This window comes from Vibrio sp. R-1 (genome assembly GCF_035615595.1).
In the GTDB taxonomy this organism is placed as follows: Bacteria; Pseudomonadota; Gammaproteobacteria; order Enterobacterales; family Vibrionaceae; genus Vibrio; species Vibrio cholerae.
In genome coordinates, this window is the sequence record NZ_WPDC01000003.1 from 38,165 (window position 1) to 63,985 (window position 25,821).

Annotated in this window: 21 protein-coding genes; 5 read left to right on the forward strand and 16 right to left on the reverse strand. The window is 47.6% G+C overall.

The window, feature by feature from the left end; genetic code table 11:
- Positions 1-58: 58 nt before the first annotated feature.
- The 11 genes from flgJ to GOU96_RS01215 all read right to left on the reverse strand — a co-directional run bounded on the left by flgJ (position 59) and on the right by GOU96_RS01215 (position 9,582).
- Positions 59-997, reverse strand: coding sequence for a flagellar assembly peptidoglycan hydrolase FlgJ (flgJ, locus tag GOU96_RS01165; RefSeq protein WP_000609502.1), 939 nt, complete (start codon positions 995-997; stop codon positions 59-61).
- 10 nt (positions 998-1,007) lie between these two features.
- Complete coding sequence (locus GOU96_RS01170; RefSeq protein WP_001225052.1) at positions 1,008-2,093, reverse strand: flagellar basal body P-ring protein FlgI; 1,086 nt, start codon at positions 2,091-2,093, stop codon at positions 1,008-1,010.
- Positions 2,094-2,183: 90 nt separating this feature from the next.
- Complete coding sequence (gene flgH / locus GOU96_RS01175; RefSeq protein ID WP_001911822.1) at positions 2,184-2,960, reverse strand: flagellar basal body L-ring protein FlgH; 777 nt, start codon at positions 2,958-2,960, stop codon at positions 2,184-2,186.
- Between the two features lie 23 nt (positions 2,961-2,983).
- Positions 2,984-3,772 carry a flagellar basal-body rod protein FlgG gene (gene flgG / locus GOU96_RS01180; RefSeq protein WP_001182097.1) on the reverse strand — a complete coding sequence of 263 codons (789 nt, stop codon included), beginning with the start codon at positions 3,770-3,772 and terminating at the stop codon, positions 2,984-2,986.
- Positions 3,773-3,791: 19 nt separating this feature from the next.
- On the reverse strand, positions 3,792-4,541 hold the full coding sequence (flgF, locus tag GOU96_RS01185) for a flagellar basal-body rod protein FlgF (RefSeq protein WP_000373284.1): 750 nt from the start codon (positions 4,539-4,541) through the stop codon (positions 3,792-3,794).
- Between the two features lie 182 nt (positions 4,542-4,723).
- Positions 4,724-6,028, reverse strand: a complete 1,305-nt coding sequence (flgE, locus tag GOU96_RS01190; protein ID WP_000122824.1) for a flagellar hook protein FlgE — start codon at positions 6,026-6,028, stop codon at positions 4,724-4,726.
- 28 nt (positions 6,029-6,056) lie between these two features.
- Positions 6,057-6,764, reverse strand: a complete 708-nt coding sequence (gene flgD / locus GOU96_RS01195; RefSeq protein WP_000929365.1) for a flagellar hook assembly protein FlgD — start codon at positions 6,762-6,764, stop codon at positions 6,057-6,059.
- 17 nt (positions 6,765-6,781) lie between these two features.
- Positions 6,782-7,198 (reverse strand): flagellar basal body rod protein FlgC, encoded by a 417-nt coding sequence (flgC, locus tag GOU96_RS01200; RefSeq protein ID WP_000051919.1) that lies wholly within the window; start codon positions 7,196-7,198, stop codon positions 6,782-6,784.
- 4 nt (positions 7,199-7,202) lie between these two features.
- Positions 7,203-7,598, reverse strand: coding sequence for a flagellar basal body rod protein FlgB (gene flgB / locus GOU96_RS01205; protein ID WP_001007983.1), 396 nt, complete (start codon positions 7,596-7,598; stop codon positions 7,203-7,205).
- A gap of 219 nt (positions 7,599-7,817) precedes the next feature.
- Positions 7,818-8,645, reverse strand: coding sequence for a protein-glutamate O-methyltransferase (locus GOU96_RS01210; RefSeq protein WP_000125387.1), 828 nt, complete (start codon positions 8,643-8,645; stop codon positions 7,818-7,820).
- A 10-nt stretch (positions 8,646-8,655) separates the two neighbouring features.
- Positions 8,656-9,582, reverse strand: coding sequence for a chemotaxis protein CheV (locus GOU96_RS01215; RefSeq protein ID WP_000145787.1), 927 nt, complete (start codon positions 9,580-9,582; stop codon positions 8,656-8,658).
- 56 nt (positions 9,583-9,638) lie between these two features.
- Here GOU96_RS01215 and flgA point away from each other — a divergent pair, with 56 nt between their 5' ends.
- The 3 genes from flgA to GOU96_RS01230 all read left to right on the forward strand — a co-directional run bounded on the left by flgA (position 9,639) and on the right by GOU96_RS01230 (position 11,389).
- Positions 9,639-10,406, forward strand: coding sequence for a flagellar basal body P-ring formation chaperone FlgA (flgA, locus tag GOU96_RS01220; protein ID WP_080285246.1), 768 nt, complete (start codon positions 9,639-9,641; stop codon positions 10,404-10,406).
- A gap of 130 nt (positions 10,407-10,536) precedes the next feature.
- Positions 10,537-10,860, forward strand: coding sequence for a flagellar biosynthesis anti-sigma factor FlgM (gene flgM, locus GOU96_RS01225; protein ID WP_000907265.1), 324 nt, complete (start codon positions 10,537-10,539; stop codon positions 10,858-10,860).
- 103 nt (positions 10,861-10,963) lie between these two features.
- The gene (locus GOU96_RS01230) at positions 10,964-11,389 is read left to right on the forward strand and encodes a flagella synthesis protein FlgN (protein ID WP_000729365.1); all 426 of its coding nucleotides are present in this window, start codon (positions 10,964-10,966) and stop codon (positions 11,387-11,389) included.
- A gap of 109 nt (positions 11,390-11,498) precedes the next feature.
- Here the strand turns inward: GOU96_RS01230 and flgP are convergent, their stop codons facing one another.
- Both flgP and GOU96_RS01240 read right to left on the reverse strand, forming a co-directional pair.
- Positions 11,499-11,936 (reverse strand): flagellar assembly lipoprotein FlgP, encoded by a 438-nt coding sequence (flgP, locus tag GOU96_RS01235; RefSeq protein WP_001885771.1) that lies wholly within the window; start codon positions 11,934-11,936, stop codon positions 11,499-11,501.
- 7 nt (positions 11,937-11,943) lie between these two features.
- A complete protein-coding gene (locus GOU96_RS01240; protein WP_000759070.1) occupies positions 11,944-12,579 on the reverse strand; it encodes a FlgO family outer membrane protein in 636 nt (211 codons plus the stop codon).
- 160 nt (positions 12,580-12,739) lie between these two features.
- Between GOU96_RS01240 and GOU96_RS01245 the strand changes: the two genes are divergently transcribed.
- Positions 12,740-13,873, forward strand: a complete 1,134-nt coding sequence (locus GOU96_RS01245) for a flagellar assembly protein FlgT (RefSeq protein ID WP_000739493.1) — start codon at positions 12,740-12,742, stop codon at positions 13,871-13,873.
- 129 nt (positions 13,874-14,002) lie between these two features.
- Here the strand turns inward: GOU96_RS01245 and GOU96_RS01250 are convergent, their stop codons facing one another.
- From GOU96_RS01250 to GOU96_RS01260, 3 genes are all read right to left on the reverse strand, one after another.
- Positions 14,003-21,259 (reverse strand): non-ribosomal peptide synthetase, encoded by a 7,257-nt coding sequence (locus tag GOU96_RS01250; RefSeq protein WP_267781310.1) that lies wholly within the window; start codon positions 21,257-21,259, stop codon positions 14,003-14,005.
- 245 nt (positions 21,260-21,504) lie between these two features.
- Positions 21,505-22,320, reverse strand: a complete 816-nt coding sequence (locus GOU96_RS01255; RefSeq protein WP_267781312.1) for a siderophore-interacting protein — start codon at positions 22,318-22,320, stop codon at positions 21,505-21,507.
- Between the two features lie 303 nt (positions 22,321-22,623).
- The gene (locus GOU96_RS01260) at positions 22,624-24,687 is read right to left on the reverse strand and encodes a TonB-dependent siderophore receptor (protein ID WP_248326290.1); all 2,064 of its coding nucleotides are present in this window, start codon (positions 24,685-24,687) and stop codon (positions 22,624-22,626) included.
- Between the two features lie 610 nt (positions 24,688-25,297).
- Between GOU96_RS01260 and GOU96_RS01265 the strand changes: the two genes are divergently transcribed.
- Positions 25,298-25,804 carry a Fe3+-citrate ABC transporter substrate-binding protein gene (locus GOU96_RS01265; protein ID WP_001895039.1) on the forward strand — a complete coding sequence of 169 codons (507 nt, stop codon included), beginning with the start codon at positions 25,298-25,300 and terminating at the stop codon, positions 25,802-25,804.
- Positions 25,805-25,821 lie beyond the last annotated feature (17 nt).

Genomic DNA, 25,821 nt, shown 5'->3' on the forward strand with positions numbered 1-25,821 from the left:
CAAGCTGAAAAGATTGCGGGCGTGAAAGAGTGCCGCCGGAAATATTCCGGCGGGCGATTTATAACAGATTCATTTGATCGATTTGCGCTTTTACGCGCAGCACCTTGTCGGCGTATTGCGGGTCGGTCGCGTATCCAGCACGGTGGATACCGTGGATAAAGCGTTCACTGTTTCCGCCATGATCCAACGCATTGGTATAACGTGGATTGTTTTCCAAGAAGCGAACATAGTCGTTAAAGCTTTCATCAAAGCTCGCATAAGAGCGAAATGCCGCTTTCTCCACCACTGGAACATTGTTGTGATATTCCAAAGTTTGGGTTGCGACTTTATCCCCCTGCCAGCTGCGATCGGCTTTGATGTTAAAGAGGTTATTGCTGTTGCCACGGGCATTTTTGACCATTTTTTGCCCCCAGCCTGTTTCCAGTGCCGCTTGAGCAATCAACAAGGAAGAATCGACCCCGAGCATGCGTGCCGCTTTATCCGCATAAGGTTTGAGCTTAGTAACAAACGAATGGCGAGAGTCAAACTGCGTCGATTGAACCGCTTGTGTTTTACGCAGCGGATACACCGCCGCCACCAAGTCTTCATTGCTACGCTCACTGGCCGTTTTACGTGCATGTTCCACACGGCGCATGGCTTCTTGGAAGCCATCCTCCCCTTTTTGCTCGCTCGCCGTTTGTCCGGTCGAAAGCTGGGCAACGATCATATCGGCCAAGCCAAGCGAACCTGAGGAACTGAACTCACTCGCCATCTGTTCATCCAGCATCTGGCGATAAAGATCTTCATTCTGGCTACTCATCAGATCGGATTTAAAGTCACTATTCGCATCACGCATGGATTTGAGCATCATGGAAGTGAAGATCGATTCAAACTGACGAGCCGCTGCGGTTAGCGCAGACTGTCCGGCATTTTCATCACCATTCACCGCCTTTTGGCGTAACTTGTCGAGTCCGGCGATATCTTGGATAAAGCCAATGTCATTGGGATTATTAATCATGGCTGGCTCCTTAAATAATGATCAGTTGGCCTTCAATCGCGCCCGCTTGTTTCAGCGCTTGCAAAATCGCCATTAAATCGGAAGGGGCTGCACCCACTTCGTTAACCGCACGCACCAGATCATCTAAAGTGACCCCCGGCTCTAACTTAAACATTTTGCCCTGTTTTTCAGTGACTTCTATTTCTGTGTTTGGCACGACCACCGTCTGACCGCCACCCAGTGCATTAGGCTGGCTGACGCTTAAGTTTTCTTTGATCGCTACCGTCATCCCACCGTGAGTGACCGCGGCTGGTTTGAGGCGTACATTCTGCCCAACCACTATGGTGCCCGTACGTGAGTTAACGATAATTTTCGCCGCACTGTCTGCAGGATTGAATTCAAGGTTCTCAATTGCAGAGAGGAAGGCAACACGCTGGCTGAGATCGCGCGGAGCACGTACCTTGATTGAGGCCGCATCCACCGCCGAAGCCATTTGGGGGCCCAAGAACTGGTTCACTGCATCGGCTAAACGCTGCGCTGTCGTGAAATCAGATTCAAACAGGTTAAACGTAATGTAATCACCACGGCCAAATGGGTTAGGCACTTCGCGCTCAACAATCGCGCCACTGGAAATCATGCCCACAGTCGGGTTGTTACCAACAATTTTTGAACCATCCGCACCGGTTGCACTAAAACCACTCACCACTAAGTTACCTTGTGCCACCGCGTAAACTTGCCCATCCAAACCTTTCAGGAAAGTTTGCATCAAGGTACCGCCACGCAAACTTTTTGCCGATCCAATTGAAGAGACAGTGATATCGATGGTTTGACCTTGCTTAGAAAACGCGGGCAGATCGGCGGTGACGATCACAGCGGCAACGTTTTTGGTTTTTGGCTTGGTGCCGGGAGGCAATTGAATGCCGAAACTTTGCAGCATGGCGTTAAAACTTTGATCAGTAAAAGGTGTCGACTCGCCAGTCCCCGGCAAACCGGTGACCAAGCCGTATCCGACCAATTGGTTGTTACGAACGCCCGCAACCTGCGCGACATCTTTGATCCGTGCAGCTTGCGCACTGGAAGCCAGCAGCAACATCAATAAAATCGTGAATTTTCTCATGGCGGATGTACCTTACTCTCTAAAACAACAATGAGGCCAAAGGGCCTCACCGTTCACTATGCTGTCAATAAACTAGCCCAGCGGCTCGACTTATAAAGAGACATTAAAAAATCGTGCCAAGAATCCGGGTTCTTGCATATCTTGGTTGGTTCCAGTGCCAGAATATTGAATTCGCGCATTGGAAATGCGGTTAGAAGCAATCGTATTGTCGAAGTCGATATCATCCGGACGGATTGTGCCACTGAGACGAATGTACTCATCACCCGTGTTCAGAGTGAGCCATTTTTCACCGCGGATCACTAAGTTACCATTCGCTAACACTTCAATCACTTCCACCGTAATCGAGCCTGACATACTGTTACTTTGATTAGCAGCGGCGCTCCCTGAAAACTTATTGTCGTTTTTCAGCGCGTAAGAGAAATTGTAATCCCCGATGGTCAAATCTTTGCCGCCGACTGCCAGCGGATCCATCGAAGCATCATTTTTCTTGTTCAGATCCGCATCCGCACTTTTGGCCGCTTTGGTGCTTTCATTGAGAGTCACGGTAATGATGTCACCCACACCACGTGGTTTAGAATCGTCATACATGCTACTGCTGCTCGCCAAATTAAACAGCGAGCCCGTTTCCGCCGCGTAATGCTCAGGCTTACCTTTCGGATGAATAGGTGCCCATGCGGGATCGCCCGCAACGGGGTCAGTACGATTGCGCAGCGCATCGGTCAAACCCGAGTTACTCTCAGATTTGTCTCCCTCAACCGCATCTACCGTCGTGGTACCTTGAATGGTTTCAGCAGATTCAATCGGTGGCTGCATCAAGCTACAACCTGAGAGCAGAATCAATAAGCTAGAAGCAAGTAGACGTTTCATCGCGGCCATCTCTTAGTTAGCAATTACAGTTGTTGGTTAACGAAGCTCATCATCTTATCGACGGCGGAGATAACTTTAGAGTTCATCTCGTACACACGCTGCGCTTCAATCATGTTGACCAACTCTTCCGTCACATTCACGTTCGAGGTTTCGAGCATAGATTGACGAATATCCCCCAAACCATCCAAGCCCGGAACCCCTTCTTGTGGCTCACCACTGGCTCCGGTTGGTAGGTAAAGGTTTTGTCCAACCGGCTCTAAACCGCCGGGGTTAATGAAATCAACCGTAGTGATCTGCCCCAGTACTTGGTTATCCTGCTGCCCACGGACACGAACCGACACTTCACCATCATTACCAATCGTGATGGAGATAGCGTCTTCGGGAATGATGATTTCAGGTTGTAAACGGTAGCCCGCACCAGAGGTCACAATCGCGCCTTCATCATCCAAGGTGAACTGACCATTTCGGCTATAGGCAATGTTGCCATCTGGCATCAGAATTTGGAAAAAACCGTCGCCTTCAATCATCATGTCCAAACTGTTGGAGGTCGTTTGTACGTTACCGTTCGTGTGTACCTTTTGGGTTGCCACGACCTTAGAGCCCGCGCCTAACATCAAACCACTCGGCAAGCGAGTGTTTTGCGAGGATTGTGCTCCCGGCTGGTTAATGTTTTGGTAAAACAGATCTTCAAACACCGCCCGCCCTTTTTTAAAGCCAATGGTTGAGGCGTTGGCAAGGTTGTTGGAAATCGTTGCAATGTTGGTTTGTTGGGCATCTAAGCCGGTCTTACTGACCCATAGTGCTGGTTGCATACCTAACTCCTACCTTAAATTAGCTACTGCGAAGCAGTGAATCGGAAGCTTTGTCCATCTCTTCCGCTGTGCTCATCATCTTGACTTGCATTTCGAACTGACGTTGCAAGTCGATAAGGCTGGTCATTTCACCTATCGCATTCACGTTGCTCCCTTCAAGGGCACCCGTGAGAATTTTTACGCTGGCGTCGGCCTCAAACTGAGTGTTGGGATCGGTCGCGCGAAATAAACCATTCACGTCTTTAAACAGTGACTGGTCATTGAGGCGAACCAGCTTGATTCGATCCACCACTTCCATCGCATCAGCCGGGGCACCCTGCGGACGAACAGAGATGGTACCATCACCGCCGATTTCGACTTTGTTTAGCGGCACAGGCAAGGTAATCGGAGCCCCCGTTTCGCCTAAAACCGGATGCCCATTGCCGTTAAGCAGCAGCCCCGTTTCATCGATTCGTAAGTTGCCGTTACGAGTCAGTCCCTCTTTGCCAGTTTTATCCAGCACAGAAATCCAGCCATCACCTTGAATCGTGATATCGAGATCGCGACCTGTCGTGATCACACTGCCTTGGGCAAAGTTATGCCCCGGACGCTCAGTCATACTGAAGACGCGACTTGGGAGCCCTTCACCGTAAGCCTGCATAGAACGAGCTTGCGCTAAATCGGCACGAAATCCCGTCGTGCTGACGTTAGCTAAGTTGTTTGCCCGTAGCTGCATCGCTTGCATGTTTTGTTTTGCGCCACTCATGGCAAGAAACAATGCGCGGTCCATAATCTGCTCCCAAATCGTTAGTTAGAGCAGTTAAAGCAAGCAGCATGCCAACTTAATTATTCCTTATAGAACAAGCTGATAGATGAGAAACCTGAGGGAAATAAGCGTATTTGCCGCGGCAAGGGGGCAAAGAGGCAACCCCATTAAGCCGCATTGCCGCCGCTTAATGGGGTTGAAGAGGATTAACGAATCTGCAGGATATTTTGTTGCAGACCGTTGTGTACTTCTAGAGCACGTGAGTTGGCTTGGAAGTTACGCTGAGCGGAAATCAAATCCACCAGCTCTTGCGTCATATCGATGTTCGACTGCTCTAATGAACCATTACTGATCGACCCAAACGAACCTTTATTCGATTCACCCCAGATTTTCGCGCCCGAGAACTGAGTAGCATCCCACTGAGTACCACCTTTTTTGTCCAGTCCTTGCTCGTTCGCAACACGCACCAGCGCAACACGGCCTAGAGTGGTGTTAATGCCGTTTGAGTAAGTAGCCAGTACGCTACCATTTTCATCAAAGTCGATCTTCGTCAGGAAGCCTGTCGTCGCACCATCTTGATCAAACTTGGTCAACTCGAAAGGCGCGGCAAACTGAGTCGCCGTATCTAACTTAAATGACAACGTTTGATTTACATCAGCTCCGTTCAGGTCGACCGGATTGGCACCGCCCCCCAGTGGCTCAGTCACAATTGGTTGACCGTTGTTTAGGCTCGCCAACGTACCATCATTGTTAAAACGCATGGTATGTCCCACGTGGCCTGTTGGACTTGCCGCATCACCACCGACAACGTTAATCGGCTTTTCACCGGTTTTGTCAGTGACGGTGTAGTACGTTTGCCATGTATTAGCTTGATTCATATCTTTCAAGTAATACGTCGTTAACTTATAAGGTTGCCCCATAGAATCGTAAATGGTCGATGAGGTCGTACGGTTATAAGTCTCAGGGTCGGTAATATCAAACAGCGCAGGGTCTTTGAGATCACCGTTAGCAGGCAAGTTTGCTCCTAAGTCAATATTCGCGGTCTGTTTCGGTTTACCGAACTGCGGCGGAATATTAATTGGCTTAGGCTCATAAGATAAGACATCACCCGTATCAGGGTTTACTTCATAACCCAGCAGGAACTCATCATTCGCTGTGACCATGAAGCTATTTTTATCCAAGTGGAATGCGCCGTTACGAGTCAGCTCATTTTGCTGTGGAACTAGGCGATCTTTCGCGACAGCGAAGAAGCCCGTACCCGCGATACGCAAATCCAGTGGGTTATTGGTATAGATGCTAGAACCTTCGTGGAACTGCTGTGCCACTTTGGCCGCTTGCACACCTTGCCCTGGTGTCGTCTTCGCGTTAGTAAAGAGTGAGGTGGAATACACATCACCAAATTCGGCACGCGACTCTTTAAAACCAAACGTATTGGCGTTCGCAATGTTGTTACTGGTGGTATTTAAATCCATCTGCGCGGCGGATAAACCACTAAGAGAGACATATGACATGAGTAATTCTCCTATCTAGCTAGCGCTATCACGCTTTGCCTACTTCAAGTACTTCAGCAAGTCGAACTGGTGCATCAAAACCAGCCAGATTGAGTAGTACGTTACCATCGCCTTTGCCTAACAAAACGCTGTTGACGTTCGCATACGTGGAGACTTCAAACTCTTTACTCTCTCCATCCAGCAAGCCAGACGCTTTCACTTTGTATTTGCCACCCGGCAACGGATTACCGTTCTGATCTTTTCCATCCCATTCAACGCGGTTATCACCAGAAGATTTGGCACCGACGTCAAAGGTTCGTACCAATTGACCAGCTTCATTCTCAATACGGATGAACAAGTTATCGATCGACTGCGGCAGTTTCACCATTGCCGCCATACCGCCATCAGGCTTTTTCATTCCTGCCGCCCCCGGCACTAGCACGTCACGCCCTACCAGTGATGACGCTTGCAGCGCTTGGTTAGAGGTCATTGATGAGTTGAGACTCTCAAACTGAGTGTTCATCTTGCCAATGCCATCAACGGTCGCAAATGAAGCCATCTGCGCAATCATCTGATCGTTACTCACGGGTTTGAACGGATCTTGCTGTGCTAACTGCTTGGTCAGCAAAGAAAGAAAGTCTTCTTGTTTCAGGGATTTCTGCCCTGTGGTTTCATCCGGCTTTTTCTGCTCTTGAAGAGCTTTAAGCTGATCAATATAGGACAAGCCGCTTTGACCAACATTATTGACTCCGGCCATACGTTAACTCCTTATCCTTATTGACCCATCTGCAGCGTACGCAGCAGCATCTGTTTACTGGCATCCGCCACCTGCACGTTGGTTTGATAAGAACGAGAGGCAGAAATCATATTGGCCATCTCTTCCATCACATTGACGTTGGGCTTGTAGATATAGCCTTCATCATTGGCAAGTGGATGTTCTGGATTAAATTCAGCGACCAGCGGTTTATCACTTTCCACAATCCCCAAAACCTTCACCGGCACATTGGGATCGCGGTTGAAACGCGCTTTACTCAACTCTGCACCAAATACTGCGTGACGAGCTTTGTAAGTATCTTTCGCTGAACTACTAATACTATCGGCATTGGCCAGATTACTTGAGGTCGTATTGAGACGAACCGACTCGGCGCTCATCGCAGAACCTGTGACATTAAATACGCTGAATAAGCTCATCTATCTACTCCCCTTTAAGCGACTTGGTTAAGTTCTTAAATTTACTGCCGAGAAAATCCAGTGACGCTTGGTGACGGATTTGGTTTTGCATAAACAAGTTACGCTCCAAGTCTACATCCACCGTATTGCCATCACCGGTATCCGGCTGTGTCGGTACGCGGTAAAGAATTTCCCCACTCACCGTTGAAGAGGCAGGAATATGCCGACTATCGGTACGGCTAAGACTAATGCTTGCCCCCGAACTTGCCGCTTGCAATGCCTTCTGGAAGTCCATTCCTTTTGCCTTAAATCCCGGCGTATTGGCCTGCGCAATATTGGTGGCAATCACCTCAGAGTTGCGCTCACGTACGCCCACCGTGTGTTGGTGAATACCTAGGGCTCTGTCAAAAGAAATAGCCATGTTTACCTCTTCGATAAGAACTGACCGTTACTGCTGAAATTATTTGCAATTAGCGTACCAACTTTCAAAACAGGAACGATTAGCAGCAAGATGGATAATATTTAGCAAACTCCACGCCAAACCGATTCCTTGCAAGAAAAAGGCGTTCCTGTTCATTAGAGTCTGAAAGAAAAGAAAAAGCCCGGTAGAAACCGGGCAAAATGAGATGGATTGATTTCTTTATTTGAGTTTATAGATGATACCGGGGTTACAACGTACCATTTCAAACTTATCCGTCAGCCCTGTCAGGGATTCGGATGCCCCTAACAGTAAATAGCCGCCGGGGTTCAAACTTGCCGCCATCTGATTAAGCACTTTAGATTTCATATCTGGCGAGAAATAGATCAGCACGTTACGGCAAAAAATGATGTCAAACTTACCCAGCAAGGAGTAACTTTCCATTAAGTTTTGCGGACGGAAGTTCACTAAACGTTTTACGTTATCCTTCACCTTCATCCGGCCATCCCCAGCATCTTCGAAAAACACTCGACGACGCTCAGGAGATAAACCACGGCCTAAAGCTAAGTTGTCATAAATCCCGGCTCGGCACATATCTAACATACTGGCTGAAATATCTGTGGCAGTAATTGACACGCTCGGCAACAATCCCGGACGTTTTTGCTGCACTTCTAAAATCGTCATCGCCATGGAGTACGGCTCTTGGCCTGATGAACTGGCCGCCGACCAGATTTTTATCGGTCGTTTATTTGCCGCCATTTCTGGCAATAATTTGTCAGCTAAAACCGTAAATGGGTAGGAATCTCGAAACCATAAGGTTTCGTTGGTTGTCATGGCGTCAACCGCTGCTACGCGCAGATCGCGATTTCGTCCTGTCACGACATCCCGCAACAAGTCAGACAACGAACTTAACTTGAATTTGGTGACGAGTGGACTTAGACGACTTCGCACCAAATACTGCTTGCTGTCACCCAGTACAATTCCGCACTGAGATTCCAGAAATCGGCAAAAGTCGCGATACTCTTGGTCGCTAATCGTTATAGCAGTCATTCAATTCTCTTTATTTAACTAGCGCAGCTTTCACCGCATTACCAAGCTCATCAGGGTTAAATTTCGCAATAAACGCATTTGCCCCAACTCTCTCAACCATGGCTTGGTTGAACACGCCACTCAATGAAGAGTGCAAAATAACATAAAGATCTTTGAGCTCGTTATGACGACGGATTTCCGCAGTCAAGGTATAGCCATCCATCTCTGGCATTTCAATATCGGAGATAACCAAAGAAATCTGATTACTAATTGGCCCATCGTTCAACATCTCAACTAGCTTATCGTATGCAACTTTACCATCTTGTGTCGAGATAACTTCAAACCCTAGGGACTCAATCGCACGTTGCACCTGTTTACGTGCCACGCTGGAGTCGTCCGCAATCAAAATGCGACGAACAAACTCTTTTTCCTGCTCAACTTGGGCTATTTGTTCACCGATTGAGCTGTCCATATCTTCGTTAACTGGCGTGATTTCAGCCAAGATCTTTTCAACGTCGATGATCTCAACCAATTCATTATCGATATTGGTTACAGCCGTCAAATAGTTACTTTTCCCTGTCCCATTCGGAGGCGGTAATATCGCTTCCCAACGCATGTTAATGATACGCTCAACCGAGCTCACCAGAAATGCTTGAATAGTACGGTTAAATTCCGCGATGACCACGAAACTTTTATCCACGTCCGTCGTCGGACGACCACCAACGGCAAGGCTCATGTCAATCACAGAGACCGTTTGGCCACGAATATGAGCAACCCCTTTTACTAAGCGGTGCAAATTAGGCATTGAGGTCAATTTAGGACATTGCAGGACTTCTTTAACTTTGAAAACGTTAATACCGTATCGTTGACGGCCGTTAAGACGGAAAGTTAATAGTTCTAATCGGTTTTGACCGACGAGTTGCGTACGCTGATTCACAGAATCAAGAATACCCGTCATAAGCTCATCTCCATCTCAAACTTTTATCCAAAAAAAGTGATAGTCTACTACAGGCTATGAAGAAACCAGAGAAACGAAAAATGCATCCGAAGATCGATCTCCATTCGCATTTCATAACTAAGTGTAGAGCTTTCTGTGAAATATTTTATAGCTTTATCGGCTTTTTATTATTTTTCTTTAGTCTAGCGGCCAATGGAGCCACGCCGGAACAGCTTTCAATGATCAAAGAAGCCGCCGAAAATCATGTGCTGAGCACGGTGGATATGCCTGCTGGCGGTGAGTTGGTGGTCAATGCTGCCAATATAGACGATCGTCTATTCGCGACCGATTGTCCGGAACCTCTCACAACAAATTCATCATCCAGCAATGGTTCTGCGGCCAACATCACCGTATTGGTGGAGTGTAAACCGGATAACTGGCGTGTTTATGTGCCGGTTCGTCTGACGATCACTATCCCACTTATCACTGCGGCAACCCCATTAAGTCGGGGACAAATGATTTCCGCACAAGATGTTACGTTAAGTATGGTAGACCTGCTGCGTTTCCGGCGGCAAGGTTTTTCCACTCCTGAAAACGTGATTGGTGCAAAAATCAAAAAAAATATTCGTGTGGGTGATGTGATTGAACTGAACGATGTGTGCATCGTGTGTCGAAATGAAAGTGTTGTCATCCGAGCGGGAAAATCTGGTATGTCGATCACAACCAAAGGGACGGCGATGTCCGATGGTGTCGTGGGAGAGCAGATAAAAGTGAAAAATGACAAATCTAACCGTATAATTGATGCGCAAGTCAGTGGTGTTGGTGAGGTCACCGTCGCGTTTTGATAGCTCTACCTTGCTTATCAGAAAAACTGGTGCCAAGTGATTTTCTGTTTGGTTAAAAAAGTCGCTAAAGTTTCGACCTGTGTGGTCGATATTGACAGTACACGTTAAAGTTTATTGAAAAGGCTCATTTATGGCAGGTATTGATAACATACGCGCAGGACAGTCGTTAAACACGACCAGCCGCACCAATGTGCGTTCTTCTGATGCCAGCAACTCTTCCACTCAATCCGGGGCGGTATCACGCTCATCGGCAAGTGGTCAAGATGCGGTATCGCTGAGCTCACAAAGTAAAGCCATTGGCGAAATGCATAGTGAAATGGCTTCAAGACCCAGTTTTGACAGCGCAAAAGTCGCCGCAATCAAAGAAGCGATTGCTAACGGCTCTTATGTGGTTGACCCTGAAAAACTGGCCGATAACATGATCAAATTCGAAAAAGAACTGGGCGGCTTCTAACCTAACGTGTCCCCAGCGTGCGTCACCGATGAGTATGTTGTTATAACGAAAAAGTGACGAACAAAGAGTGATGATCCCACTGTAATGTATAGGCGATTTGGCGATGGCAGCATTAAAAGACTTGGTTGAGTTTCAACTGAAAAATGCGCAAGAACTCGTGACCGTACTCGAAGCGGAGAAAGTTGCGATCACCAGCCGAATCTCTGTCGATATCGAATCCATTGCTAAACAGAAACTCACCTTAGTCAATCAATTACAGCAAACTGACCAACGCATTGCGAAACATCCGCATGTCGCGAGCCTGACTGAAGATGCTTATCTCAATGAGTTGGTGAGTCAAATCCGCAGTATCATCATGGATTGCCAGCAAGCCAACCTGATTAATGGCGATGCTTTGGCCCGCGCGCAATTGAGCTTCAATAAACTCAATAACCTGATGCAACAAAGTCATGGCAAGATTGGTATGACTTACAGCGCGACCGGGAAAACCCATACTATTTCAACCTTGGGTACCAATATCAAAGCATGATGAGAGAGTCTCTTAAAGCGAAGCACTCAAACAAATCAGTAAGACTTAACAAGCAAAAAAGCGGCAATCATTGCCGCTTTTTACGTTCTGGGAGATGAAGAGGTGAGCGCTAGAATAGGGTCATTTGTCGTTTTTCGGGAACTTGTTGAACTTCTCCGTAATCACGCATCTTGTCCATCTTGCGAATATCAAGCCTCAGTTCAGTGACATAGCTGTCCCCAACCTTATAACTGCGTACCACTTCAGCACCGCGAATCACACCATCGACCGCACCTGCCGTCAACTCTGTACCAAGACGTTGATCTTGTAACTCAGCACGACCACTGATGCGCATACCATACACCTGCTCAGCAAGCTCGCGGTAAGCATCAATTTTAGAAGCACGCATCGCACGCACTTGCTTCTCGGCCTCATCACGCCCTCTCTGCTCGCTGATATTGGCATAGCCAACCGCCGTTAACCAATCATCAGGGCGCATGCTTTGCAAGGGTTGGCATCCCGTCATCACTAAGGCTGCCACTAGGAGTAGTAAGCTAGATTTCATCATCGTTCTCCTATGGACGTAAAATCACGGTGTACGGCTGAGTGATGGTTGGATCTGAGCGGATCAACACTCCATCTTGGGTACGAATACTGTTGAGCGTATCCAAATCTCGGCCGATACGATCGGCAGGCAAGAAACCTTGTGCCGTGGCCACAACAATTCGTGAGTGCATGCCAACTACACGAGCATTCACTATCACCCCGCCTTCTTGGCGCAGCATAGTTCCTGTCAGTACGTACTGGACTTCTTGCTCTGAAGAAAGGTTTTTCCAGTCGCGGCTAAAGGCAAAATCGCCCTGCTGCGTCACTTGGATTGAACCTGTGGTTTTAAAATCCACCACTTTAAATCCACGACGCTGAAACTGGTGAATGAATCCTTCCGAGACCGAGTTACCGAGCCAGTTAGTGGTATCCATATTTTGCAGATCGACAAACGAAGTCACCGCAATTGGCGTACGAGCAGTAATACTGGTATTCGAGAGCATCAAATCTTCCGTCATGCTCTCAACAAAGAAATCCAATGTGTGACGAGGACTCTCCATCAACATAAACTGTGAACCATTGTATGGCTCTTTGCCGTTATAAATCGGGGCGTATGCACACGAAGTCAGTAAAACGACGGGTACTAAGGAAAGCCATTTTTTCATTCTCTTCATCTCCAGATATACTATGGCGCGCATTTCAGCTTCTCACTCGATTAAACTGGAACGCTCCTTGCTTTTCTTAAACGGTTATTGATTCAGAATTGCAATGCCTACATCAGTTAGGATTTGAAAAGCAAAATTTATACCCACTTGGGACCTTACGATGAAAAAAAATATTTTATCTATCATTTCAGCACTTTGGATGATGCTTCAACTTCCATCGGCTCATGCAGCTTGGTATGAAGTGACAGGCTCTGCCGCTATTGTTTCTTCCGAAGAGGTCGCCCGCTTACACGCCTTAGAAGATGCGCTGTATAAAGCGGTAAATTTTGCCGGGGCAGATATTGGCAGCATTAGCAATTTGATGCCGCTCTTGGAGTCTGATCGTCGAGAATACCTGTTTGCTAACCATGAGGTACGCTACATCCTGATTGAAGAACGCAAAGCGATTAACAATGTGATGTACGTGCGCACCCGCATTGATATTTACCCATCGGCAACGGCTTGCCACGTTGAGCAATACAAAAAAACCATGTTGATCGGCAATATTGATCTGGCCTCCCCTCAGCAAGCAGTGATGGGACAGATCTATCAGGTCGGTGATGATTTTGCGCAGGTGATTAATCGTCGCTTAGAGCAAGAATCTCGCAGCTTTGTCTCGGTCGGCACAACCCAATACGATATTGACCCTAAAGCACCGGAGCGGATCAAGATGATCGCGCAAGATGCTGGAGCGCAGTACATCATGGGCGGCATGATCACTGATTTAACCGCCACCATAGAGCAAAAAACGCTGCAAGATGACATCATCAATCGCCAGTTTGCGATGGAAATCAGTGTGTTTGATGGCAAAACAGGCAATGAAGTGATGACACGCACTTACCGTGAAGTTGCACGCTGGCCGTTTCCTAAAACCAGCCAAATTGATACGCGTAGTGCACGTTTCTGGGCATCGACTTATGGTGAAATGATGCTGCGTGTGAGCCGCAACATTATGCTCGATCTTGAATCGGAAATTTCTTGTAAGATCACGTTACCGCAAATTGTGGCGAAATTTGGAACCACAGCCACCATGGATCTTGGTCGTATTCACGGTGTTAAACAAGGTGACAAGCTCAGCCTCTGGCACACCGGAGCCTTTATCGACCAACAAGGGTTGCCGCGTAACAAAGTCACCCAAAGTGAGATTACGCTTACCGTGTCTCGTGTATATGAACACGAAGCGGAATTAACCGTGGATCAACCTGAGCTCGCCTACAGTATTCAAATCGGCGATGTGATGCACAAGCAGATGTAGCTCAATCATCAAGTTCAAGCCCTGAACTGCCACGACTGGCACTTCAGGGCTTGTCATAAAGGGGGAGCCAATATCGCCCTTCGCCCCCTATTCCCTACCACTACGATATCGAGTCACGACACAAAAACACTACCCCATGGACTGAGAGCGACAAGCTTCATCTTCAAGCTGCCTCACCTGCTTTTTCAGCGTCGGCAGTGCAATATCTTGTGCAATACCATCGGCAAACCGCTCAAACATGCCACTGGTCACCTTGGTCAACAGAGCGACTTGAGCTGGGCTATAGTGTTTCGACATATAACTCATCATGACTCTCAACGTCTGCTCTTGCTCGATCCTCTCTTCTAAAATTTCAAACTGTAAACCTAAGCCGGATTCACTTTTATCGGGATCGACTTGTTGGAAGCGGATCGCATGCCCTTCTGTCAACGGTAGCTCTCCATGCAGCTTATTTTTTGCATGCAGTTGTATAAAGACCTCAAACATGTGACCTTCCGTCTCATGCTCAACACCTTTGAGCCCTTCTTCAATCAGATCGATCGGAATATCTGTGTATGGCATCGACTGGTTAATGCTGTTTTTCACTTGCTCGATGAGTTGCCACACCGTTTGTACTTTCGTGAAATCCACCAACTGAACGCCCATGGTAGTGAAATAACCGACTGTGTCGAAAAACTCGGCATCCAGCCGACCGGAAGCAGGTGTGCCAACCAGCAGCTTTTCTGGTGCGCCGAGACAATGTACCGACGCAGAAATCGCCGCATACATCACGTTAAACAACGAAGCATGGCGTGCTTTAGCCAATTGATACAGCGATACCATGGTTGATTTCGGCAATTTTATTTCGACCCAGCCGCCTTCTCCAAGATCGACTCCAGTGCTGTTACTTAAAGGATGATCCGCAGCAAACAGAGGCTGTGCCCAAGGCACACCGGCAAACTTGGTTAACCAATAGTTAAGATGCGTTTGATTGAATGCCGAAGAACGCTGCTTGCGAGCAAACTCATGGAAAGGTAAAGGTTCCGTTTGCCACTGTGGACGAGTACCTTGCACACTGTGTTGATACGCCTGTGCTAATTCATCCATCAAAATATTGATCGACCACTCATCCAACACAATATGGTGGAACAGAAGTGAAAGATATTGCGTCCCCGTCTGTTCATCACGTACGAAATTGAGTCGAAGTGGCAATTCTTGGCTCAGGTCAAAGGTGTGCTCGGCCTCTTGCACCAGTAGTCTGCCCACGGATTGGGCTGCGTTATCTTTAGACGTCCAGAACCACTGGTAATCTTCAATATGGCTGGCCTCGATCACTTGCTGGTAAGGCTGCCCATCTTCTAGACCAAAGTGGGTTCGTAACCCAGCATGACGCAGTAAAAGCCAGTGAAAAGCCTCACCAAATGCTTGCTCATCGACCTCATCTAAAAATTTAAGCGCAAACGGAAGATTGAAGATGTGGGTCAAACCAAACTTGGCGTATTTGCTCATCGCCTTCCATAAAGAGGCTTGTGCTAACGACAAAGGCGCTTTGGACGACTCTACCACCTCACTCACTGCGAATGATGTGCTGGTGGGTTTACGGTGAAGTACGGCTTGCTGCGCCAGTTGCTTGGCATTAGGGAAACTAAACATATCATTGATATGCAGTTCAATACCTTGCTCGCTCAACAAGCGACCAATGACTCGCGTTGCGATCAGGGAATGTCCGCCAAAATCAAAGAAATCATCCTCTGCCGTCATCTCGGCAACACCAAGTGCTGAGCGAAACTCAGCCAAAATGCACTCTTCAACCGCAGAGGAATTTACAGCGCTCAATTCAAGCTCAGGCTCTGCCAGCGTCACATGCACATCGTTTGCTTTCGGCGGATTGTTTGACGTCAACTCAATGGCTGAGACATGAGAAGATGAGGTTGTCGAAGAAGGCATTGTTCGCCCACCTATCGCAGCGACAAATTGCTCAAGCAAGTAGGCTCCGACATGAGGGGAAACCGAGGCATCTAACGCCAGCTCAAGTACTAGAGCGCCTTGGCAATTAAGCCCAACCCCCAACGCGACTTCAAATTTGGGGTGCATGGCTGCAAAAAGCATTTTTTCGCAGCGCAAACCCTCCAATTGTAGATGCACTGAAGGATCCACTAACCAAGTCACCAAGGCTGCGGCAGAGGCGTGAGTTTCGCTAGCGACTCCTCCCCTCATTAACGGCTGGCGCATCGAATCCAAGATCTCTTGGCTCAGTTGCGAAAGCGGACGCTCAAAGCCTTTAAGGGCGATATGCACTAACTGGGTTTCAATCATAGAACCATTCAGCTCGCGCGTTTTGCGCTCCACATCATGCGGAACGTAAAGCTCAAATTGGCCAAGTTTCGCACTTGCGGCAAGGTAGCGCGCAAATAGCGCGGCGATGAGTGCAAGCACTTCCTGCTTATCCGGCTGCGCTAAACCATGCTCCGCCAGTACACCGCAGTGTAGGGCAATCCGATATTTACGACTGCAAAGCGTATTGATGGCGCTATTTGCGCTCGGTAAGCTCTGCTCAATTAATGTAGCGTGACTCGCAGGCTGTAACCAAGGCAACAACGCTTGGGATAATGGCGTTTGCGGCATCACTGGGGTAAAGCCGAGGGAAAGATCCTCCCCCTCCATCACAGGATCGATATCACAGGTGATTTGGTTATACCCATGGGTTACGCACTCAAATACGCGCCGCCAATCCCACTGCTCGCTGATTATTTGGTGGGTTATCACCCCAAGCACTCGCTCTTCGCTCCCCAAACTCAACAAGCAAAAACTTAGCGCAGCTTGCTTGGCTAAATCCATCGGCTGATTTTGCCATCGCACAAGATGTTCAAACGCCTCATCCATTGACTCAACATGCTCAAAATGGATCTCGAGCGGAGTTGGCTTCACCGAGTACAAGGTTAAGCCGGATGCCTCATCAAGCACATAGCGTCGGTTTAACACTGGAAAATGATTCGGCAACTGGCTGAGCGCTGTGATTAAGCGCGCGATATGCACTTTTCCGCTCAATCGATAAGCAGTCGCATATTGATTGCGTCCGTTACCATGTCGTTGATGCTCTCGCCAGACTCGCTGTTCAAACTCACTCAAGGAAGCCGATGACAAGGTAGGTGGTGAGAGAGGTTGACTTTGATTCGGTTGACGTACTGGTTCAACAGAGATCGATTGTCGCTGAACATACGCTTGGCACTGTTTGCGATCCACTTTGCCATTCGCAGAAAGCGGTAAAGCCTCTAAAGCAATAAACCGACTCGGAATATGCGAAGACGGTAGCGATTGTTTGGCAAACTCTCGTAACGCCTGACTCGATGCTGATTGCTGAGGTTTAACGCTAAATAATGCAGCTAAAGCGGTATCGCCATTGACATCGGTATAATCGACCACCACCACGCTCGCGAGCGCCGGATGAGTTTGCAGCTGCTTTTCGATATCCGGCAGTGACACTCGTACCCCACGAACTTTCACATAACCATTGATGCGGCTAGCAAAAATGATATTGCCGTCCGCGCGGTAGTAGCCTTGATCGCCCGTTCGAAACGCGCGCACAGGGTGGCCATGCTCATCCAATACGGTGACAAAATCGGTTTGTTTCAGTTCGCCGTCTTCAAGATAACCTTGCGCTAAATTGACTCCAGAAGTGAAGATACGGCCGACCACACCTTGCGGTACATGGCGTTGTATCTCATCCATAATGAAATAACGGTTTCCCGCCAACGGCCGACCATATGGGATCACGCTAACATCATCCTCCGTCAGCTCATGCCAGATGCTCCAAATCGTCGTCTCGGTAGGACCGCCCAAAGAGATCAACCGCGGCGGATTTGAACCAGCGCGTAATTGGGCGATGGTGGCAGGTTTGATGTAATCGCCCCCTTGGGCAACCAGACGAAGCGAGTGTAGTTGCCCAGCTTGAGTGCAAGAGAGCAACATCTCCAAAATAGCGGGGACAGAGACCCAAATCGTCACTTGATGCTGCTCAATTAAGCGATTCCATTGCAACGCATCTTTTTCTTGATGCACAGCGGGAAGCACTAACGTCGCTCCGAAGCTCAAGGTGGCAAAGAGATCAAACACCGACATGTCATGATGCAATGGCGTCACAGACATCACCACATCCTCACTGGTGAGATGCCACGCTTGGCCCGTTTGACCAATCACATTCGAGGTCGCCTGATTATTGACCACCACGCACTTAGGTTTGCCCGTAGTGCCAGAGGTATAAAGATAATAAGCCGTTTGTTGGCTTTGACTTAATCGGTTTAATTGATCGAGTGGTGTAACGTCAGGTACTCCATCGGCGAATAAGACAGGCTCAATCAAGGCATCAAAAGCGATCACATTGCTAAACTCACAGGGCTTATCCATCACCACCAGATCAGCGTGACAATTTTCTAAAAGGTAATCCAGACGCTCTTTGGGAGACGCAGCATCAATAGGTACCCAGATAATCCCCGAAAGCGCAGAAGCCAAACTGATGACAACATGTTCAACACTGCGTGGTAAGCAAATGGCGAGAACATTTCCTGTGGTCAACCCTCGCGCTTTGAGCTGCCACATCACGCGCTGAACCTGCTCACCCAATTGAGCATAAGAGAGGGTTTGTTCCCCGCAGATCACAGCGGTTTTGTCCTCTGTGCGGACAAACAATTGCTGCGCTAACTTGGCAAGAAAATCGGAATCGTGACTGACCGACTCATCGCTATTAAAACGGTAGTGTGAAAGGTCGATACATGGCTCAAGCGGCGCGGCCAATGATGCTGACGAAGTGATCTGATTCAAGCGATGATGTAAGGCACTTAACATCTTGCGGATAAGCTCAGTCTCTAAAGCCGCTAAAGCATAATCAAAGCTGATGATGAGGTTTTTCTGCTCGTCGTAAGTCAAGCGAATATCTAAAGCCACCTGCGGAGTTTGCGTTACCCCATCGAACAGAGTGACAGCGTCCTCTGGATTCAGGGTTTTCCAAGACAACCCATTGGTTAACACAACCGGTAGCACCAGTGCTTGCGGCGCTTGATTCATCAACAGACGGTTAAGATCGACGCCAGAAAAAGCAAGATGCTCAAGAGCCTCTAGCATCTCACGCTGTAGCTTGCTCGCTTGGCTCAGCAAACTCTGGGTGGATTTTTCATGCTCTAAGATCACAAAGGATGACTCATTGCCATCAATCGCATTACTGCTTGGGATTAATACCGGAAAACCCACTCGCATCCCGATTTCGGTTGTCCAATAGGAGAGCACGTCCAAGATGGTTGCTGTCAGCAAGGAATTGAGAAATAAGCCATTTTCAATGCCGCATCGATTGAGCTTACCAACACTCTCTTTGGGTATTTGCAAGCTTTCGCGCGCATAACGAGACGTAGTGATCGTCTCTAATGTTTGTTTCCAAGGCAGTGCTGGCGGCGGGCAATCAGGATGAAGTTTGCTTTTCCAATACGCTTCATCTTGCGCTTTTTTGGAGGCCCATTGCGGCGAGATGGACTGAGTATTACGAGCATTTTGCACCATCTGAGCAATATCGGGTTCTTCGCTTCCCAGTAGCGCAGCAAGAATAAGCGCATGGGTGCGACCATCGACAATCAAAGCATCAAAGCTGGTCAAGACGATGGAGCTGAACTCATCTTGCTCTCCTGTTGGCAGTTGCACCACACAGATTTGCCAAGGCGAGCGCGTTAAATCATGCATCCGCTGTTGATATTGCTGCCTAACTGGCTCAACCGCTAATAAGGCTTGTTCGCGGGAAAGATGCTGTAAATCGATGGCTTGCCAATTTAACGCTATGCAAGGAGAGACCCACTGAATCCATTTCTCTTGATCAATGCGAGTTCTCAAGGCAGGAATATGCTCAACGAGATAGAGCATACGGCTGTGCAGTGACTGAGTGTCGATGTGACCTCGATACTCACGAAACTCATGCATCGCAACGCCGCCTAAGGCAATTTGGGTTGAGCGACCTAGCAAGTAAGCTTGTTGTAAAGGGGTCAGTGGCATCTCCTGAATCGACTCGCGGCGAACATAACCGAGTTGCGCGTCAATCTGTTGTACGCTTTGCTGCATCATCTCAGGATGCAGCGCCACACTGCGGAGCAAATCAACGTAATGCGCGAAAAGCGCTGTGATGTCCTTATCAGCGAAGTTTTCCATTCGCACATCCCAATTGAGCAAAATCCCTTCATAAGCCGGAGCAATTTGCGCATCGAGAGTCACCTGCGCTCCCTGCGAAATCACCCAATTCATACGCCCTAAATGCTGAGTGACACGATCGGAAAAGATCTCCTCGTCTCGCATTTCCATGCCTGAGGTAAAGACTATCGGTGAACGCTGCACCCCACCCTGTTGTCGCGATAAATCGCGCATCACGCTAACCCCTGAATAGCTTTCATGGCGAAGTAATTGATGCAGTTGGTTAGCCGTTTGCTGACACAGGCTCAACAGGGTTTGAGTCGTTCCCACATCGGCGCTAAAAATCAGCAAATTGGAAAAATCGCCGATCGTGTGTTCAATATCCAAAGAGCGATTGCCGCGATGGAATGTAGGCACATTGAGTCGAAAATGTCTCTTTTGGCAAGCATTGGCAATCACTTGTGAAAAGAGTGCCAATGTCAGTTGGGTCAGTGTGAGATGATGTTGCCGCGCAACCTCGGCCAACCTTTTGCGCTCCACTGGAGTGAACCAGTGTGCAAACCTTTGGCTGTTTGCGCTAACGGCATCTGTTGGCAAGGGTTGATAAGGCAAACTTGGCTCGGCGGGAATCGTCGCAAGACGCTCTTGCCACCATTTCTTATCCACCTCTTTGCGTTTTGCCAAAGCGCGATCGGCTTGCTGAGCATCAAGATATTGGAAAAAAGTCACCACATCAGACTCAATGATCTCTAATCGATGCTCTGTGGCCTTTAAATAGAGTGAGGTAAGATCGTCCACCAACAGCCGAAAACTTTGTGCATCACACGCAATCATGTCCACATCAATGTGCAATCGGTGTTTGCCTGCAGGCAACAGAGTCAAGCTGATCTCAATCGGGTTTCCCTGCGTTAAATCGAGCATCTGATGGGTCATTCGCTGGCGCTTAGTATGCACAAAAGACTCCACCTCATCTGGCTTCCATTGGGATAGGTCATCCACTTTAAGCTGATGGAAAGTCGAGAGCGGCAAGATCTTCTGCTGTCCATCCTTGGTGATCGCTAAACGTAACATGGGATGTTTCGCGTACAGCGCACGTACAGCTTCCGTTAGCGCCTGTCGATTTAATGCTTGACCATCAAATTCGGCGTAGAGATGCGCGGCCACACCATCGAGCAAGCAGTCGTGCTGACGCCCTAGCCAATAAGCCGCTTGCATTGCTGTCATTTCTTTCATCTTTAAACCCACAGATTCATCCCTTTACTTGGTACACATCGTCTTACAACGCATTAATGTGTAAAATTCAGTTAATAATAATCATTATCAATTACATGTAAAGAACGAAATCGGTCAGCCTCGAGATTGAAAAAGTCACGAACGCAGCCAACACATCAGAAGCTTTGTAGGAAGGGAAAAGAGAGGGGTTGGTAAGCCCCTGATGGGGCTTACCACATTAACAGGCAAGGTGAATGAAATCCGTGCTGAGTCAGAGGTTAAAACTCTTCATCCATCACCACATGGCGCTCTTCGTGGTACGCCTCTTCGTTTTTACCGCGCTTCCAATAAGGAATGGCGTAAATCTTATCTCTTGCGATTCGATATTCATTTCGCAAAATTTTACGACACGCAATAACGCTCTCATTTTCCCCTGCCACAAAAGCAGAAAGCGACTCAGCGCCTTGCGGTACTGGCAGTTGTTTAATCGCCATCGCCAAAACGGATTGCGCCTGATTAGGATCGCGCACTAACCACTTAATCACCATCTGTTCTGGATGGGAGATATCATGCTTATCTTCAATATCATCCACTTCAAGAAATACATAACCTTTGGCCTGACTGGGCATTTTTTCTAAAATGGCACTGATCGCAGGCACAGCAGAGAGATCGCCAGCCATAATATGCCAATCCGCGGGCTCGATAAGAGGGTCTGGCCCACCGGGACCTATCAAACCGAGTTGTGAACTTGTTTGAGCTTTTAGCGCCCATCCACCACCCGGTGTTCCTTCTCCATGCACAACAAAATCGATATCAAGCTCATTACTCTGTGCTCGGTATTGTCTCACGGTATACGCTCGCGGAACGGGTTTATGCTCTGGCCAAATGACTTTATCACCCTCACGAATCGGTAATTGGAGTATGCCACTCGCCTGATTAGGGAAAAAAACCTTAATGTGTGACCCATTTTGATCTTCGGGGAATCCAATTAAATCCTCACCAGTCAGTGTCACTCGAAGTAGGTTTTTTGATACATATTTTTTACGCACAAAATCCAGTAATCTCGGATAAACGCGCTCGACTTCGTTACTCATTCTTTCACCTAATTTATCTTATGCCTTAGCCAACCTTGCAGGGAGTGTCATTCACTCAATCCTCCCAACGTTCTGCCCCAGTTGAAAAACAGTGGTTCGACCCTGTAAATAATCAAATCAAATGAGAATGTATATCATTAACAAACTTTACACAACAGTCGTTCAACTTAACCAAGGGATCCCAGATTCTTAGGATATGGTTTAACCTCGAGAGCCCAGCTCAAGACTTAAATGTGAACATAAAAAAACGCCTCTCAGCTGACTTAGAGGCGTTGTTTTGTTTCAGTCCATTTGAAATATCATTTAGAAATTCAACTGCACCGATGCACCAATCATGCGAGGCTGCTGTTTAAGTTGGTCAAGCGTATTATTGGTTGAGAGATAGAGCGTTGTTTTATCAGAATCCAATAAGTTAGTGGCATACAAGGTTGCTCGTCCATGCTCAAAAACATAGGCTAACTGAGCATTGGCAACCCAATATGAGTCAATCGCAAATTTTTCTGAATTGCCACTCTCCGAGAAATAGCTTCCGGTATAAGCCGCATTACTACTGAACTCAAACCCTTGGCCAAAATCATAAAGTAGACCAACATTGGCTGACATTTTCGGTGCACGAGGCAGCTCTTTGGTGTTTCCGGTGGTTTCTTTGAACTCGGTTTTCAAAAGCCCTAGGTTGGCAAAAAGTTCGAGTGAAGAGGTCGCATACCAACGTGACCCGATTTCAGCGCCATAAGTGCTCGCTTCATCAAGGTTTGCGATAAACACATCACCACTGGATGTGGTTTGCGTCATCTGCATACTGTCAAAATCGTTATAGAAAAGGTTAGTCAACACTTCGACAGAATGGCTGAAACGGTGACGGGTGTAAAACTCATAGTTCCAAATCGATTCCTGTTCAAACTCGTAAGGCCTAAAACCTGTAAATTGCATTGAGTTAAAGGCTAGTCCTGCCCCACCCGCATTGTAACCTTTAGCCGCTTTAATCCCATAAGTCTGCCCTTGTACTGGTGTATATGCCACATCGATCTTAGGCAGAAATACGCTGGATGTTTCATCGTAATCAAGCTTGTATCTTGGGTGCGAGACGTTTCGCTTAACCTGCTCTCTTTCAAATCGCCCAGCCAAATTCACATCGATAGAAGGCGTTAACGCATAAGTGACTTCCGCAAAAACGGATTTGGCTTTAGTGCGGCCATCCATCGGATATGCACTGGCCGCATCAATGTACATATCATCTTGTGAAGATTGGTAGTAACGCGCCCCGATTAGGGCATTCACGCTACCATCCAGTGCGATATAGCGTAATAACGGTTCGATATGGAATTCTTTACCATCGGTATTGAAATCGCCTCGGCTATTGGGATTGGTATAACGGTCATAGCTGAAATCGGCATACACCAGATTGTTTTCAAAAGTGAAGAGGTCGTTGAGATGCCAGATAATATCCCACGCCGTCGTGAACGAGGCTGTCTCATAAACCGGTCGGAAGGCTTCGTTACCCGCCACATTAATGTTTTCTGTTTGTGGCCCACGAGAATCCATATGAGAGAGCGTTAACGTGGTTTTAAAACCATCCAGTGCGGAAGGTTCGTACAGCAGCTTACCGCGCACCGAATTCATCTCGATTTTTTTAGGATCGCCCGCGGGTTCAAAAGCAGCAAGATCGACAAAACTATCGCGCTTCTGCTGATCAAAACTCAAACGAAATGCCAACTCATCTTGAATAATAGGTGCAGAGATCATACCCGCTGTTTGCGAATAATCGCTTTCACCAATACCTGCTTTTACCGCACTTTCAAAATGATGAGTAGGATCGTTAGACTTCATCACAATCGCGCCCGCCGAGGTATTTCTCCCTTGAATGTAGCTCTGTGGCCCTAAATAGATCTCCACTTGCTGCATATCCCAGAGTGAACGAGGGCCAAAAGCAATTTCAGAATAAGTCAGTGAACGACCGTCAATCGACATATTTAAGCGAGGTGATGTGCCAGCAAAACTGGCCAAGCCCCCAACAGAAGGCCCCGAGCCATCGATACCGCGAATCGTGGGCATATTGTTGCTTTGACCCGAATCGACAAGGTTTGGGATCAGTTGTAGGAGATCATCAATCTCTGTTGCGCCGGGTGTTCTCTCAATCGTATCTTGATCAAACACTTCGACACTCGCGCTCGTCTCATAAATGCTGCGTTGTGTTTTTTCGCCAATCACGACCAACACGGGCATTTCTTGCTCTTGATTACTCGTATTCTGCGTTTCCGCATAGGCAAAACTGCCCGTAAAAAGCCCCATCATCACCGCTGACAAGGTGTGCAATTTAAACTTTTTGTTCTCTGCAACACTGACTCGCGCTGGGCATAAAGCTGCCATTTGAATTTCTCCTTAAGTCTAAATTAACCACTACACTGCGCTCAGGCCAGTATGGAGATGAGAGGCTTCCTTCGTTTTCAATGACAAATACCAGAACGAAAAAGTACGCGGCAAAACAAAACAGCACTGCTAAACCATGACTCAAGTCCATGCGCTTGATTGCAAGTATTCCGACGAACATACAGTAACAATGCACTGAGCCACGGTTTAACCAAGACACTGAGTTGCATAGAACGTACATCATTGAGAATCTTAATAATTCAAAAATCAAATGTAAAGCATTCTCATTTGCATTTATAAATACATTGCTTAGATAGAAAGAGCGTTGCAGGGGAAGTAGAGAGAAGCGAAAACGTAAATTGCGTCACTATACCCAAACGACTTGGAGTTGCAGGTAGGCGACAAGAGAGTTCATCTCCATGAATATAGATAAACACTGTGATTGGGGGCGAACGTAGCCAACACCGCTACTGCTTCAAGTAGGAAGAGGATACAAGGTCAGAGTAAAGCTTACTATGTCAATCTTTGGTCATTCCTACAGCACATTTCTTCTCGTGCTAGCCAAAAGCCTCTATTATTACTATTAACAGTTTTATTTATAAAACACGTCATGTCGAAAAGTAACCTAGAGACGAATACCGGACACCGCTTTATATCCAAAGCGAAAACCGCGTATAAAATTCATATTCATACCCCTGACGATAAGGTTTTACATCGCTCAGTCGGGTTTGTACGGCTTGGTGAAAAGAAAGGATTGAAGAAAGCGATTTTGCTACGCAACGAATTGGGTTCCGCCATGTGGGGCAAATTTTGGCGCAGAATCCTAAAAGATCCTTACTTGATGACTCGCTTACCACACAGCTTAGAACCCAAAATCATCCATAAACCTAGGCCGACCTTGGATAACCCCACGGCAAGAGACGCTTGTTATATTGCGGCTTGGCGAGAATACGATGAACAAGGTAAATGCCACTTCCGCAGCGTGGTCTGCTCCATCAATAAACACGGAAAACTGGCCGCCTACACGAAAACCAAAAAAGCCCTATTGGCCGCACATAAAGATTGCTTAGATATTTTGGTGTTTATGGGACGCTTAAACAGTATCGACCTAAAATAAAACCTTTCGACTCGATT

Coding starts and splice junctions, on each gene's coding strand:
- flgJ (WP_000609502.1), bottom strand. CDS start 997: ATGATTAATAATCCCAATGACATTGGCTTTATCCAAGATATCGCCGGA.
- GOU96_RS01170 (WP_001225052.1), bottom strand. CDS start 2,093: ATGAGAAAATTCACGATTTTATTGATGTTGCTGCTGGCTTCCAGTGCG.
- flgH (WP_001911822.1), bottom strand. CDS start 2,960: ATGAAACGTCTACTTGCTTCTAGCTTATTGATTCTGCTCTCAGGTTGT.
- flgG (WP_001182097.1), bottom strand. CDS start 3,772: ATGCAACCAGCACTATGGGTCAGTAAGACCGGCTTAGATGCCCAACAA.
- flgF (WP_000373284.1), bottom strand. CDS start 4,541: ATGGACCGCGCATTGTTTCTTGCCATGAGTGGCGCAAAACAAAACATG.
- flgE (WP_000122824.1), bottom strand. CDS start 6,028: ATGTCATATGTCTCTCTTAGTGGTTTATCCGCCGCGCAGATGGATTTA.
- flgD (WP_000929365.1), bottom strand. CDS start 6,764: ATGGCCGGAGTCAATAATGTTGGTCAAAGCGGCTTGTCCTATATTGAT.
- flgC (WP_000051919.1), bottom strand. CDS start 7,198: ATGAGCTTATTCAGCGTATTTAATGTCACAGGTTCTGCGATGAGCGCC.
- flgB (WP_001007983.1), bottom strand. CDS start 7,598: ATGGCTATTTCTTTTGACAGAGCCCTAGGTATTCACCAACACACGGTG.
- GOU96_RS01210 (WP_000125387.1), bottom strand. CDS start 8,645: ATGACTGCTATAACGATTAGCGACCAAGAGTATCGCGACTTTTGCCGA.
- GOU96_RS01215 (WP_000145787.1), bottom strand. CDS start 9,582: ATGACGGGTATTCTTGATTCTGTGAATCAGCGTACGCAACTCGTCGGT.
- flgA (WP_080285246.1), top strand. CDS start 9,639: ATGAAGAAACCAGAGAAACGAAAAATGCATCCGAAGATCGATCTCCAT.
- flgM (WP_000907265.1), top strand. CDS start 10,537: ATGGCAGGTATTGATAACATACGCGCAGGACAGTCGTTAAACACGACC.
- GOU96_RS01230 (WP_000729365.1), top strand. CDS start 10,964: ATGGCAGCATTAAAAGACTTGGTTGAGTTTCAACTGAAAAATGCGCAA.
- flgP (WP_001885771.1), bottom strand. CDS start 11,936: ATGATGAAATCTAGCTTACTACTCCTAGTGGCAGCCTTAGTGATGACG.
- GOU96_RS01240 (WP_000759070.1), bottom strand. CDS start 12,579: ATGAAAAAATGGCTTTCCTTAGTACCCGTCGTTTTACTGACTTCGTGT.
- GOU96_RS01245 (WP_000739493.1), top strand. CDS start 12,740: ATGAAAAAAAATATTTTATCTATCATTTCAGCACTTTGGATGATGCTT.
- GOU96_RS01255 (WP_267781312.1), bottom strand. CDS start 22,320: ATGAGTAACGAAGTCGAGCGCGTTTATCCGAGATTACTGGATTTTGTG.
- GOU96_RS01260 (WP_248326290.1), bottom strand. CDS start 24,687: ATGGCAGCTTTATGCCCAGCGCGAGTCAGTGTTGCAGAGAACAAAAAG.
- GOU96_RS01265 (WP_001895039.1), top strand. CDS start 25,298: ATGTCGAAAAGTAACCTAGAGACGAATACCGGACACCGCTTTATATCC.